The sequence below is a fragment of the Brevibacillus choshinensis genome (assembly GCF_001420695.1).
In the GTDB taxonomy this organism is placed as follows: domain Bacteria; phylum Bacillota; class Bacilli; order Brevibacillales; family Brevibacillaceae; genus Brevibacillus; species Brevibacillus choshinensis.
This window is the reverse complement of record NZ_LJJB01000010.1, coordinates 1,268,815-1,282,040: the sequence shown is the minus strand read 5'-3', so window position 1 is coordinate 1,282,040 and position 13,226 is coordinate 1,268,815. Positions and strand designations below refer to the sequence as shown.

Annotated in this window: 9 protein-coding genes; 7 read left to right on the top strand and 2 right to left on the bottom strand. The window is 49.1% G+C overall.

Going from position 1 to position 13,226, the window contains the following annotated elements:
• Positions 1-20: 20 nt before the first annotated feature.
• Positions 21-2,102 carry a sigma-54 interaction domain-containing protein gene (locus AN963_RS16245; RefSeq protein ID WP_055745580.1) on the bottom strand — a complete coding sequence of 694 codons (2,082 nt, stop codon included), beginning with the start codon at positions 2,100-2,102 and terminating at the stop codon, positions 21-23.
• 199 nt (positions 2,103-2,301) lie between these two features.
• On the opposite strand from AN963_RS16245, the gene AN963_RS16240 reads away from it, so the two are divergent.
• Both AN963_RS16240 and AN963_RS16235 read left to right on the top strand, forming a co-directional pair.
• Positions 2,302-3,441: a M20 peptidase aminoacylase family protein gene (locus AN963_RS16240; protein ID WP_055746339.1), complete on the top strand. Its 1,140-nt coding sequence runs from the start codon at positions 2,302-2,304 to the stop codon at positions 3,439-3,441.
• Positions 3,442-3,472: 31 nt separating this feature from the next.
• A complete protein-coding gene (locus tag AN963_RS16235) occupies positions 3,473-4,888 on the top strand; it encodes a YfcC family protein (protein WP_055745579.1) in 1,416 nt (471 codons plus the stop codon).
• A 929-nt stretch (positions 4,889-5,817) separates the two neighbouring features.
• On the opposite strand, the gene AN963_RS16230 is transcribed toward AN963_RS16235, so the two are convergent.
• Positions 5,818-6,975 (bottom strand): iron-containing alcohol dehydrogenase, encoded by a 1,158-nt coding sequence (locus AN963_RS16230; RefSeq protein ID WP_055745578.1) that lies wholly within the window; start codon positions 6,973-6,975, stop codon positions 5,818-5,820.
• 322 nt (positions 6,976-7,297) lie between these two features.
• Between AN963_RS16230 and ftsE the strand changes: the two genes are divergently transcribed.
• From ftsE to AN963_RS16205, 5 genes are all read left to right on the top strand, one after another.
• Positions 7,298-7,984 (top strand): cell division ATP-binding protein FtsE, encoded by a 687-nt coding sequence (ftsE, locus tag AN963_RS16225; protein WP_055746338.1) that lies wholly within the window; start codon positions 7,298-7,300, stop codon positions 7,982-7,984.
• Positions 7,974-8,870, top strand: coding sequence for a permease-like cell division protein FtsX (gene ftsX, locus AN963_RS16220; protein ID WP_055745577.1), 897 nt, complete (start codon positions 7,974-7,976; stop codon positions 8,868-8,870). The genes ftsE and ftsX overlap by 11 nt, the downstream gene beginning before the upstream one ends.
• A 25-nt stretch (positions 8,871-8,895) precedes the next feature.
• On the top strand, positions 8,896-10,095 hold the full coding sequence (locus tag AN963_RS16215; protein ID WP_055745576.1) for a murein hydrolase activator EnvC family protein: 1,200 nt from the start codon (positions 8,896-8,898) through the stop codon (positions 10,093-10,095).
• 89 nt (positions 10,096-10,184) lie between these two features.
• Positions 10,185-11,660 (top strand): S41 family peptidase, encoded by a 1,476-nt coding sequence (locus tag AN963_RS16210; protein ID WP_055745575.1) that lies wholly within the window; start codon positions 10,185-10,187, stop codon positions 11,658-11,660.
• Between the two features lie 102 nt (positions 11,661-11,762).
• Positions 11,763-13,031: a PDZ domain-containing protein gene (locus tag AN963_RS16205; protein WP_055745574.1), complete on the top strand. Its 1,269-nt coding sequence runs from the start codon at positions 11,763-11,765 to the stop codon at positions 13,029-13,031.
• Positions 13,032-13,226: the final 195 nt, after the last annotated feature.

Genomic DNA, 13,226 nt, shown 5'->3' with positions numbered 1-13,226 from the left:
GGTCTGAGGCACCGGCTGCCTTACCCTCTAGCCTTCAGCTTCTCCACCACCATGAATCCAAATGCGGTGAGTCGAGTTCCTTGCTTTTTAATCCCTACCTCTACACATCCCGTGCGACTGAGATAGTGTAGCTTTTGGCGTATTTGGGCGTCCGTCATGGGAACAGGGAGCATGGCATTTAACGACTGGCGTCCGATCCGTTCCTGACGTTTGGTACAGGAAGCGAGGATTTGCAAAATCGATTCGTATTCGTGCACAGAGCCATGGCGCGACAAGAAATCGATCGCATCCTCTATATCTTCTTGCTCCGTTGAGTGGAGTGGGGAAGTAGAAGCTCGGAGTATCTGTTCCGGTAAGTGGCACAGCTCCACTCGATTGCCCCCAGCAATAACGACTGCATAATGAATGAAGTTCTCCAGTTCACGAATATTGCCGGGCCAGCTATATTGCAGGAGAAGATCCGCAACTTCCGGAGCAAACGTCAGGACCTTGTTCTTCTTTTGCAGGAAATAGTTGATCAACACCATGATATCCTGGCCTCTGTCTCGCAAGGGCGGAATCTGCAGCGGCAGGACATTCAGGCGATAGTACAGATCCTCTCGAAAGGTGCCATTTTGAATCATAGCAAAGAGGTTTCGATTGGTAGCAGCAATTACCCGTACATTGACCGGGATGACCCGATGACCGCCAACTCTCATCACTTGACGCTCTTGAAGAACACGAAGCAGAGCGGCTTGAATACTGAGCGGAGCATCACCAATCTCGTCCAGAAAAATGGTCCCGTTATGAGCGAGTTCAAATAGCCCCATCTTGCCGCCTTTGCGCGCCCCTGTAAAAGAGCCTTCCTCGTACCCGAACAATTCACTCTCGACCAAGCTCTCCGTCAGTCCAGCAAAATTAACAGGAACAAAAGGCCCGTCCCGACGAATGGAATGATGGTGGATGGCTTGAGCGAACACTTCTTTTCCCGTTCCATTTTCACCAGTGATGAGGATAGTAAAGTCACTTTCGGCTAGCTTGATCGCCACTTGCTTATTTGCCTGTGTGGAGGGGCTGGAACCAATGATGTGATCAAAGGAATATTTAGTCATGAGCCCTAATTGGGTGCTCTTTTTGCGGATCTCCTGTTCCATCTGCTGTACCTTGGTGACGTCCTGAAAGGTGATGACCAAGCCCAAGACCTGCCCATCCAACATCATAGGAATTTGCGTGACGAGCAAAAAGAGATTACGGAACGGAGTCAGTTGGTTCGCTGCTTCGCCATTTGACTCTAATACGGCATTCACTTGAAATTCGGGTAGGACGTCCTGTACACGTCTCCCAATATTCTCTATGGCAGGTAGCTTCAGAATCTTTTCAGCTTCTTCGTTCATCAACGTGATATTTCCAAAGGCGTCCGTGGCGATAATTCCCTCATGAACCGCATTCAAAATCGATTCGAGCTTTTCGTTCAAGTGCCGCTCATTATTAACGGAGTCGGTCAATTTCCGTCCCATGCGTACAAAGTCGCTAATGAACTCGGCTGTGTAGAGGTTTGCCTTTTCCGGGGATAAATCCAGCAAGCGAGCGATGTCAAAGATCGTCGTCAAATCAAGCGGCCGATGTCCCAGTTCAATAATCTGATCAAAATGCGCAGGAACAAGCTCCGGCAATCCGTGGCAAACGGCGAAGTCTACCTGCTCCTTTTCAGGCAGGGGAGTACAAGCCCCGGGAACATAGGGGATGAAAATCAGATGGGAAAACCCGAGATGTCGCAGTAGCTCGATCGCACCTTCGACCATATCGATCGTATTGGAAACAAATAGACATCGGGTACCTGGTCTCAAGTCCATCAGCCGATCCAGGTTGTTCAAGTCAATTGTGCGCCTCGCTACCAGGACAGGGATATGCTCTGGGGGTTCGGGCTGGTCCGTCAAAAGCTTGATGTCCGAGAGCAGAATGAGGTCAGCTTCTTCAAATCGCTCCTTTTCGATCGCGCATAACCCAAAATGGGCATCTATCTCGATCCGGTTACCAAAAAACAGCTTTAGGCTATTTACAAAGAGATGGGATACGGTCTCCATATTGTTGATTAATAAAATACGTGGTTTTCCTTTGGTCATATGAAAAACTCCTCTATGATGCAAAAATAAGCGGTTATAGGCGGAAATATTGGATGTCACAAAATAAAAACCACCTAAATTATATCCTAAAAATACGGAATATTGTTTATCAATACTGAAAATAGAGAATAATTTTTTTGGCACAAATCTTGCTTAAATAATTCTTACCATACATCGAAGGGAGATGACAGAAACGGTGATGGATCTGAAAAAACCATTGGCGTACTTGGGTGAGCAACGTGAAAGCATTCTGCAAACGTATCAAGAGCTGCACGCATTAGCGGAGCCGAGCTGGCAGGAGGAAAAAACGGCAGCGTATCTTCGCGAAAAGCTGTTAGATGCAGGCATTCCCGTGAAACGGTTTGACGGACATCATGGCTTTATCGCAGAAATAGCTGGGTCAACTGAAGAAGTGGTGGCATTACGAGCAGATATGGATGCTCTCGTCCAAGAAGTAGATGGCGTGGTAAAGCCAAACCATTCATGTGGACACGACGCCCATTCGACGCTTGTCTGCTATAGTGCTTTAGCGATTGCGGCGAGTGGTGTGAAGCCTGCCAAAACGATCCGCTTTCTTTTCCAGCCTGCAGAAGAAAAGCTGGGTGGCGCGCTGCAAATGATGAAGGACGGAGCCCTGCAAAATGTCACGAAGCTCATGGGAGTCCATTTGCGGCCCGAAAATGAAGTGCCGTATGGAAAGGCAGCACCAGCGATTTTACACGGTTCCTCCACTTCTTTAACCGGAACGATCACAGGGGTGCAGGCTCATGGAGCACGTCCAGCTTTCGGGCGCAATGTCATCGAAGCCGCCTCGTTTTTGGTTCAGGCATTGCAAAATATCCGCTTGGAAGCAAGCTGCCCGTTTTCTGTGAAAATGACTCAACTGCAGGCAGGCGGAGATACATCCAATGTGATTCCGGATCGCGGGACGTTTACGCTGGATTTGCGAGCCCAAACGAATCAAGGGATGGACGAGTTACGCAAAAAAACAGAGCATGTGATGAAGCAAACGGCAGAGCTCATGGGTGTAGGTATAGAGTGGAACTGGAGGGGAGTAGCTCCGGCAGCGACTTCTAACGATGAGATGATCGCCATTGCCCAAAAGGCCATCGCCCACGTTCTAGGATCGGAGCAAGTGGCAAATATTTGTGTGACACCAGGGGGAGAAGACTTCCACTTTTATTCTCTGCATCATCCTTTAGTGGCCTCTACGATGATCGGACTAGGGTGCGGTCTAAAGCCTGTCTTGCACCATCCAAAGATGTCCTTTGATACAGAAGCATTAGTTTATGGTGCAAAGATCCTGACAGCCGCTATAGTAGAAGCAGCCCATTCCTAGAGAAGATTTTGAACAAGCAGGGGGAACGATCATGGAAGGCAACAAGAATCTGTTGAAGAAAAGCTTTGCGCGCTTAGATGCATACGTCCTACTATTTTGTATCCTATTGGTGTGCGCCATCGCTACTTATTTCGTACCGACGGGCGAGTTTGATCGTGTGAAAAATGGCAGTGTGACGGTCGTCGTACCTGGAAGCTATCACGCTGTTGAATCCAATCCAACCGGATTCATCGACTTTTTTACCGCGATTCAGACAGGGATGGTAAAGGGAGCACCGATTATCTTTTTGGTGTTGTTTACAGGCGGTGCTTTGGCTGTTTTGGACAAGACAGGGGCACTGAATGCGGCTATATTGACCTTGGTTCGAAAACTGGGGAATAAAGAGTGGTTATTGATCATTTTAATCACTGCGGTGTTCTCCGTGCTAGGAACGCTCGGCGTCATTGTCAACTCAGTGATTGCCTTCGTACCACTAGGAATCATGATTGCGAGAGCCATGAAATTGGATGCCATATTTGGTGTGGCATTGATCTATATTGGGGTGTATGCAGGATTCAATACCTCGATTGCGTTTCCAGGTACACTCGGCTTGTCTCAGCAGATCGCGGAGCTTCCGTTGTTTTCTGGAATCGGCTATCGGACCATCATCTACCTTTCCTTTGTGCTCGTGACGATTCTGTATATCATCCGCTATGCTCGCAAACTCCGTAAGGATCCTGCCCAAGGCATATTGGGAGATGTCCCGTTCCCGTCTGATAGCGGCTCAGCTGCTGGGGATCTGGACAGTCAGGTTCTCTTTACGTTACGTCATAAGTTGACCTTGGCTTTTACCGGGATTGTGCTGATTGCTTTTATCGCGTGTACCATCCTGTTCAAATGGGATGTCAACGAAATGGCAGGGATCTTTATCTTCATTGCCATTGGAGTCGGACTGATCAACAAAATGAGTGGAAATGACATCGCGAAGACGTTCTTGAAAGGATGTCAGAGCCTTGTTTACGGAGCGTTGATTGTCGGGATGGCCCGCTCCATTACAGTTATTCTGGAGGACGGAAAGTTCCTAGATACGATTGTCTACGGGCTTGCCACCATTCTAGAGCCGCTTTCTCCAATGGCCGGAGCAGTTGGCATGTTCTTGGGTAGTGCGGGACTGCACTTCCTGATCTCGTCCGGTTCGGGTGAGGCTGTCATGCTCATGCCACTATTGGCTCCGCTATCTGATCTCATGAACATTACCCGTCAGGTCGCAGTAGAAGCCTTGATGCTCGGAGAAGGTGTAGTCAACTGTATCAACCCTACGTCCGGAGTATTGATGAGTATCCTTGCCATCAGCGGAATCTCCTATGGCAAATGGCTGAGGTTCATGCTTCCGTTGACAGCGATATGGACCGTTCTCTCGATTGTTTTTATCATGATCGGTGTCATGATCAACTGGGGACCGTATTAAGAATTCATGCGAAAAAGCCGAACTCCTGAAAAATGGAGCTCGGCTTTTTTACTGAATCAGAAAGTATAAAACTTCTAAGCCTATCTACCAGATTCAGCAAGAACAACATTCCGCCAAAGCGCGGTCGCTCCCCTGTGAACATGCCTCGATAGTGGTTTTCTTACAAGATAGGAATTTTATCATTTTTTTTACGTGCTATGGTGGTGGGAGAAGCAGGTTTCAGATCTTCGCTCCGGTCTTTACCCACCGAACACAAGCTATCGCTCGCGTTCGGCGGGGCCCAGTTTCACCCAGCAAAGGAGTAAAGACTGTCCGCTGCACAACGATTCACGGGAAAGCGGTAAAGTAGTAGCCGCTCCGCCTGGAAACCTGCTTCTCCTGCGAGCTGTTGTGGTTTCTAGCTACCTGGTATAAGAAGTTCAAAGGATCAAAAGCTTAATTTCCCAATCGTTGCGCTTCGAAGGACATGGGTGAATCATGAGAAGAACGAAGTCGTCAATTATGTCTGTTCGGCATGTCAAGAGAGCAATTGAATAAGGAGAACCAAGCTTTCGTTCTTCTTCTTAGGCATTGTCCCGCGAAGGGTTTCCCTCAAATAAACATCGTGGAAAGCTCCCAAGAAAAGGCACGTGGAAGATCCAAAGCTGGCCGAGGAAAAAGGGGGAATAAGCGGAAGATCTTTGGAACACCAACCAAGGCGCAATGGAAAAAACGAAACACGCCTTTAAGCGTCCACCTCTGATAAGCTCCCCGAGACGACTGCTTTGGACGCGGTTTCGTTTTTTACATGTAGCCGGACAGGGATGACCCCAAATGAGTGTTCCTATGAAGCTGGAGCGTTTTCCCCTTTTTCCTCTCCTCCACTACAGTCTGATCTAATGGGAAAAAAGACGCGAATGCATTTTCGCGTATTACTTAATTCAGCGAGCTTACAGCGACATTCGGAGGATTTGAGCAACATCTTCGCTAGTGAGCTTTTTGAAGTTACCGATCGGTCCGAATGGCGTTGCTTTTTCTGCCATGACTTGCAGATGCTCGTCATTGATTTGATAGTCTGCCAGACGGGTAGGGGCTCCGATACGAGCAAAGAACGCTTCGGTAGCTGCGATTCCTTCCAAGGCTACTTCATCGTCTGTTTTGCCAGCTGGATCTACATTCCACACTTCGACTGCAAAACGAACAAAGCGAGACACATTTTCGCGGTATACGTAGCGCATCCATTTCGGGAAGATGATCGCAAGTCCTCCGCCATGCGGGATGTCGTACACTGCACTTACTGCGTGCTCGATCGAATGGGTAGCCCAGTCTGTTTCAACACCGACAGGGAGGGTACCGTTCAATGCCATCGTACCGGAATAGAGGATATTCGCACGTGCGTCGTAATCTTCCGGATTGGCAAGAACTCGCTCTGCGTTTTCAATCACGGTCTTCAAGATGGATTCTGCAAAGCGGGTCTGCAGCGGAATTTCTGGTGTATGGCTAAAGTATTGTTCAAACACGTGCGACATGATGTCGCTAATGCCGTAAATCGTCTGATCACGCGGGACGCTGAACGTGTTCTCTGGATCGAGGATGGAGAAAGTGGGGAAGGTCGTGGTACCTCCGTGCTTTTCTTGCGTTTCCCAGTTGGTTACCACGCTGCCTCTATTCATTTCAGAGCCAGTAGCTGCCAAGGTCAGAACCGTGCCAAGTGGCAGAGCAGCTGCTGGAGTCGCTTTGCGTGAATAAAAATCCCACACGTCCCCTTCGTACGGCACTCCGACAGCCACCGCTTTGGCTGCATCGATGACACTTCCGCCACCAACTGCGAGAATCCAGTCGACGCCTTCTTGTCTGCTTATCTCAATCCCTTTTTTAACGGTGCTAAGACGCGGGTTGGGCTCTACGCCAGCTAGCTCGAGCACTCGGCAACCTGCTTCCTGCAACAGAGACATTACGTTGTCGTACAGGCCTGAACGCTTGATGCTACCGCCACCGTATACCATCAGGACTGTGGAACCAAGTTGTTTCGCCTTGTCATGCAATTGGGACAGCTGTCCCTTACCGAAAATTAGTTCCGTAGGATTATGGTAAACAAAGTTATTCATCGTTCATGCCCCTTTCCAAAAATCATTCTTTACTATTGTAGCCAACCGCATGAATGTAAGCTAGCCGCGGATGTGCTGGCGGTCACTTTGGATAAAAACATGTCGGAAGAAAGCGAAAGAGAAGCTGTTTCGACAAGAAATGAGAGATTTAGTGGATTCCATCAGCGAAACAGGGTGGTATAATAGTTAGGATGGGAAATCCCGCTATTTTTGTCGATTACCGTTTTTCGAAAAATAGTCGGGTAGAGGGATAGGGGCTTTTTGTCGATTAAATAAGGATCAAGAGATATAGATGGATCTGACAATGTGGGATGTGATTGGCTTGATCGAGATGTTTGATGTATGGAAAACGTACCCCAACGGCACGAGTGCGTTGAAGGGTGTAAACATTCGAATTGAAAAAGGCGAATTCGTGTATGTCGTGGGTCCCAGCGGTGCAGGGAAATCCACGTTTATTAAGTTGATGTACCGTGAAGAGAAGCCGTCCAAGGGCCAGATCTTTCTGGGCGGTTTCAACGTAAGCCGAATCAAGGAGCGACAAATTCCCTTGGTGCGCCGCAGTATCGGCGTTGTATTCCAAGATTTCAAACTGTTGCCGACGCTCACGGTATTCGAAAATGTGGCATTTGCCATGGAAGTGATCGAGAGCAATCCAAAGCAAATCAAACCGCGCGTGATGGATGTGCTGGGCCTAGTGAAGCTGAAGCACAAGGCAAAAATGCTGCCGAATGAGCTCTCAGGCGGTGAACAGCAACGTGTGGCTTTGGCGCGTGCACTGGTCAACAGCCCTGGAATCATCATCGCGGACGAACCGACTGGTAACCTCGACCCGGAGACATCCTGGGAGATCATGAAGCTGTTTGAGGAAATCAATCAGCGAGGGACGACTGTCGTGATGGCGACGCACAACCGAGAAATTGTAAACACCATGAGAAAGCGGGTCATTGCGATTGAAGCGGGGCAAATCGCCCGTGACGAGCAGAGAGGGGAATACGGTTATGAAGATTAGAACGCTAGGGCGCCACGTCCGAGAAGGGGTCAAAAACCTCGGGCGGAACGGCTGGATGTCGTTCGCTTCAATCAGTGCCGTTGCCATTACTCTTTTCATTCTAGGGGTTTTCCTCGTCCTGGCGATGAACGTCAACTACTTTGCTCAATCGGTGGAAAAGCAAGTGGAAATCCGCGTATTCCTCGATGTGTTGGCTACCAAAGAAAACGTTACCCAAGTCGAGCAAAATATCAAGACAATCCCGAAAGTGGACACGGTGACGTTTATCCCGAAAGACGAGGGACTCAAGCAGTTTAAGGAGAGCCTCGGGGAAAAGGCGTACTTGTTTGAGGGACTGGAAAAGGACAATCCTTTGCCAGACACCTTTGTAGTCAAGACCAAAGAACCGCAGGACACATCTGTAGTCGCAGCACAGATTAAGAAATTACAGTACGTGAAAAACCTTAACTATGGAGAAGGAACCGTTGAAAAGCTGTTTGCTTGGACAGGTGCAGTCCGCAATGTCGGGATTGCCTTTATTATCGGGCTGGGCTTTACCGCGATGTTCCTGATCGCAAATACGATCAAGCTGACGATTGTGGCACGACGACGTGAGATTGAGATCATGAAGCTGGTTGGCGCCACGAACTGGTTTATTCGCTGGCCGTTCTTTGTAGAAGGGTTGCTGATGGGGATTCTCGGTGCATTGATCCCTACTGCGATGCTGGCCATTGGCTACTACTATCTGTTGGATGGGATTCAGTCGAGCTTTGAGGCTGCCCAACTGTTCAAATTGTTGCCACTGTTCCCGCTGGTTTATCAAGTGGCACTCGCTTTGCTTGCGATTGGCGCGTTTATTGGCATCTGGGGAAGCTTGGTGTCTGTCCGCCGTTTCTTGCGGGTTTAATACACGAGAATATGGGAGGAGTATCATGAGGAAGAAGATTATACTAGCACTCTTGATAACCGGTCTGGTGGCCGGATCTGCAATCCCGACGAATGTGAGCTGGGCAGCAAGCAAAGCATCTCTAGATAAAATCAATCGGGAACTGAAAGAGATTCAAAACAAGAAAAAGAGTCAACAACAGCAGGTGAAACAGGTCGAGGCAAAGATCAACGCCGTGCAGAAAGAGCAGAAAGACCTGCAAACCGAGCTAATGCAGATCGATTTGCGTCGAAACGAGACGCAGAGAAAATTGGACAAGCTCGAAAAGCAAATGGATGATACCAAGGAAAAGGCAGCCGAGGCGCAGGACAAGCTGGATGAAGCCAAAGATCGCGTGGCCAAGCGGGAAACTCTTTTGAAAACACGTGTGAAATCCATGTATGAGCGCGGAAACGTCTCCTATCTGGACGTACTGCTCGGCTCGTCGGATTTCGGTGATTTTCTCACTCGTATGGAAGGCCTGCAATTGATTCTGGAACAGGATACGCGAATTCTGGAAGATAACATGCGGGATAAGGAAACGATTGAAACGAAAAAGAAAGAAATTGATCATCAGCTGACAGTGTTCGTCGACATGTTTGACCAAGCAGAAGGTCTCAAAGCCGAATTGGACAAGCAGTACAAGCAAAGTCTGGTGGTAAAAGCGGAATTGAAGAAAAAAGAAGATGCGCTCGAAGAAGATTTGGAGCAATACGGACAGCAACTGTTGGCTTTGACCAAACAGGAGTCGGCCAAGTACGCAGAGCGTGTGCGTGCGATGAGTACTAGCTCCAGTGGCTATAAAGGTGGTAAACTGGGTCTGCCAGTTGCCGACGGAAGTTTCCGTTTCACTTCAGGGTTTGGAATGCGCTCTGACCCGTTTACCGGTCGTTCAGCTGGGCATAATGGTGTAGATATGGCAGCGCCAAAAGGTACCACGATTATGGCGGCGGCAGCAGGGGTAGTCATCTTTGCAGGCTATTCGAATGGCTTCGGTAATACAGTCATGATCAAGCACAACTCAGAAATTACCACTCTCTATGGACATATTAGGGAGGGCGGAATTAAGGTTTCTGTGGGACAATCAGTAGCGAGAGGGCAAAAGATTGCTGAGGTTGGTTCTACTGGTCGTTCTACGGGTAATCACGTACACTTTACCGTTTACAAAAACGACGTTGCTGTCAACCCGATGCCGTATCTCAAGTAGGTGGTCCGGCCTGACAAATATCGCTAGCGGAATTGGCATACACTAGCAGCATATCTTTTTGCCGGTAGCACAAAGGATGGTGACGCGAAGTGAAATGGAAAGGACGTAACGTATTTGCGCTTGTACTCGTCTCGATGGTGGCCAGCAGCTTTTTGACCATGTCCATGATGAAAACATCGGCAAATGCCAACGCGAATCAAAGTGGGGCACTCACTGCATCAAGCAGTACCATGTTCAGCGGTAAATCCGAGTATCCCCAAGAGTTCAAGAAGCTGTACGAGGCTTTTTCAGCAATCAAGAAAGATTACATCCAAAATGTCACCGCGGACCAGTTGGTAGAAGGAGCGATTGGGGGCATGGTGGGTTCACTGGAGGATCCATACAGTGATTACATGGACCCAAAATCTGCTGAAGAATTCACTTCTACTTTGCACTCGACGTTCCAAGGGATTGGGACGGAAGTAACGTTGCAAAACGGACGGGTAACCGTCGTTTCTCCATTCAAGGACTCACCTGCTGAACGTGCAGGATTGCGCCCGAATGACCAGATCATCAGTGTAAACGGTGAATCCCTGGAAGGGCTTGACTTGCATGAGGCAGTAACGAAAATTCGTGGGCCTAAAGGAACGAAAGCAGTATTGAAAGTCGTCCGTGCAGGTGTAGCGGAACCGCTGAACATCGTCTGCGTGCGTGATGATATCCCGATCGAAACCGTGAATAGTCAAGTGATTGATAAGAACGGTGTAAAAGTCGGTGTAATTGCTATTACCCAATTTTCTACGGATACAGCCAAGCATTTCAAAGAGCAATTGGCCAGCCTTGAGAAAAAAGGCATCGGTGGATTGGTCATCGATGTGCGCGGCAACCCAGGCGGCTATTTGCTGGCTGTCAAAGAAATCGGTGAGGTGCTCGTTCCGAAAAAGGGCCTGATCGTCCAAATCGAATACGGTGCACACGGTCAACAGAAAGAAGAATATCGTTCGACGACAGATGCAGCCAAACCATACCCGATCAGTCTCTTGATCAACGGCGGTAGCGCCAGCGCCTCGGAAATTTTGGCAGGCGCCCTGCGCGATAGTGGTAACTACAAGCTGGTCGGCGAGAAGAGCTTTGGGAAAGGTACCGTCCAAAGCACCATGGAAATGACAGACAAGAGCCAGTTGAAGCTCACCATTGCAAAATGGCTGACTCCGAAGGGCGAATGGATTCACAAAAAAGGAATCGAACCTGATTACAAAGTAGCGCAACCGGCTTACTTTAATGCTACACAGCTTCCTGCCGATAAGGATTTGGCTCGTGATATGGCAGGAAACGACGTGAAGAACTTGCAGCTGATTCTCACAGGCTTGAACTTGTCCCCTGGTCGGGATGACGGATACTTTGATGAGAAGACAGAGCAGTCGGTGAAACAGTTCCAGACCGCGCACAAATTGCCGGTGACGGGTAAGGTAGACGCAGCGACACGGACCCAGCTGGAAGACAGCTTGCGGGAAACGATGCGGAAACCGGAAAACGACCTGCAATTGCAAAAAGCGATCGAGGTCGTCAGCAAACAACCAAAATAATCCACATCTCGGAGGCAGGGAATTCCCTGACATTCGTAGAAATGGTTAACCACGGTAAATCGAATACCGTGGTTTTTCTTTTTTCCTTTTGAGGTGAGGTAATTGGCGATACAGGCAGACATGCTCTCTATTGCATACGGACTTGCTGGGATTTTTCTCAATCCGATTCTTTATCTCTTCCTTTTCTTCATTTATCTGCACTATCGACGGCAGATGAATCTGGAAAGGCAACTGTTCGCTGTGCGCATCCAATCGCCGCTGCTCCAGACAATACGATCGGTAGGAATGGGAGTGACAGCGGGCTTGCTGATTTCGCTGCTCGCAGGTGCTCTCGGTGTCGTGGTACAAGTACAGGATTTGTGGTTATTATGGGGATTGGCGATCTTAATGGCGCTCATCCGTTTACGATTTCTCTGCTTTGCCTATGCAGCAGCTTTGTTGACGATCCTGAATGGCATCGCTCAGCTGATTCCCACCTGGGGCTCCGTTCCTGGAATCGGACCTGTGTGGGAAATGATTGGGCATGCCAAACCATTGCCGCTTCTGGCGCTGGTGGCGATCATGCACCTGATGGAAGCCATGCTCGTTCGCTGGAATGGTGGCAGGGACGCATCGCCACTGTTCGTGGAAGGGAAACGAGGGAGAATCGTAGGCGCGTACCTGCTGCATTCTTTCTGGCTGACACCACTCGTCATGTTTGTCCAACTGGATAACGGGGCTTTGAGTGGATCGTTTTACCCTGGCTGGCCCTTCTTTTCCCCGGAGGCTTCGACGTTTGGTCTGATGCTTTTGCCGACCGTTACGGGTTTTTCTGATATGACTCAAACGATGACACCAAGGCAAAAGTCTTCGCAAATCGCCAGGAATCTGGCGGGCTATGCGATTATTCTGCTGGCATTGACGTTATTGGCCGTTTTGGTACCGCCGCTTTTAATCATCGCGGCACTGTTTGCGCTCTTCGGACATGAAGCGCTGTTTTTCAAGAGTCAGATCCAAGAGCGGCAGAGCAGCCCGTACTTTATTCAATCCTCGCGGGGAGTCAAGGTCATGGGAGTCATACCAGGCACGCCGGCAGAAGAAATCGGAATCGTACCTGGCGAAATTATCGTCAAGGTGAACGGAATCCATGTGCGCAACAAAGAAGATCTCTACCCAGCGCTTCAGGCGAACTCGGCATTTTGCAAAATGGAGGTTCTCACACACGGTGGGGAGCTGAAATTCGTGCAGTGTGCCGTGTATGCAGGGAACCATCATCAGCTGGGTATCATCGTAGTACCGGATGCGAATACGAGCGTCTATGTTGATTTGAAGCGCGCCAGTGTTGTAGAGCTGATCAAGCAACGGTTGGAAAAGCTCCATATAGGAGCATAAAGCAAAACGGGGGTGACGAAGTGCGTTTAGAGGGACGCATTCGTCGCTCTTTTTTTTGTACTTTTGGGATTTCAACACGGCAGAGGTGGGGAGAAACAGGTCTCCGATCTCCGCTCCGCCTGGAAACCTGCTTCTCCTGCGAGCTGTTGTGGTTTCTAGCCACTTGTTTTGTGGAGATTCAAGGGGGAAGAACCT

Coding starts and splice junctions, on each gene's coding strand:
- AN963_RS16240 (WP_055746339.1), top strand. CDS start 2,302: ATGGATCTGAAAAAACCATTGGCGTACTTGGGTGAGCAACGTGAAAGC.
- AN963_RS16235 (WP_055745579.1), top strand. CDS start 3,473: ATGGAAGGCAACAAGAATCTGTTGAAGAAAAGCTTTGCGCGCTTAGAT.
- AN963_RS16215 (WP_055745576.1), top strand. CDS start 8,896: ATGAGGAAGAAGATTATACTAGCACTCTTGATAACCGGTCTGGTGGCC.
- AN963_RS16230 (WP_055745578.1), bottom strand. CDS start 6,975: ATGAATAACTTTGTTTACCATAATCCTACGGAACTAATTTTCGGTAAG.
- AN963_RS16245 (WP_055745580.1), bottom strand. CDS start 2,102: ATGACCAAAGGAAAACCACGTATTTTATTAATCAACAATATGGAGACC.
- ftsX (WP_055745577.1), top strand. CDS start 7,974: ATGAAGATTAGAACGCTAGGGCGCCACGTCCGAGAAGGGGTCAAAAAC.